1 protein-coding gene is annotated in these 263 nt (G+C 38.0%); it reads right to left on the reverse strand.

What is annotated here, in order from left to right:
- The coding region (locus tag HH682_RS15520; protein ID WP_214238372.1) for a GA module-containing protein at positions 1-263 on the reverse strand (263 nt) is incomplete at both ends.

Genomic DNA, 263 nt, shown 5'->3' on the forward strand with positions numbered 1-263 from the left:
TTGCATTATTAAGCGTATTTGCCTCTTGTTGTGCTTGAGTGACAGCTTCTAATGTTTGTGCATCATTGATATGTTGAGTAGCTGTATTAACTTGAGCATGATTTAAATTTGCATACGTACTTAATGCTTGCTTAGCTGCAGCTTTAGCTTCTTCTACTTTACGATTACCATTAAGGTCTTGTTGCGCAGCTTTTACTTTTGCAATGGCTGCTTCAACTTGAGATTGTGTGGCATTCGTACCATTAGTTGGATCTGTAATAGCC

Source organism: Rosenbergiella gaditana, assembly GCF_018494065.1.
Taxonomy (GTDB): Bacteria; Pseudomonadota; Gammaproteobacteria; order Enterobacterales; family Enterobacteriaceae; genus Rosenbergiella; species Rosenbergiella gaditana.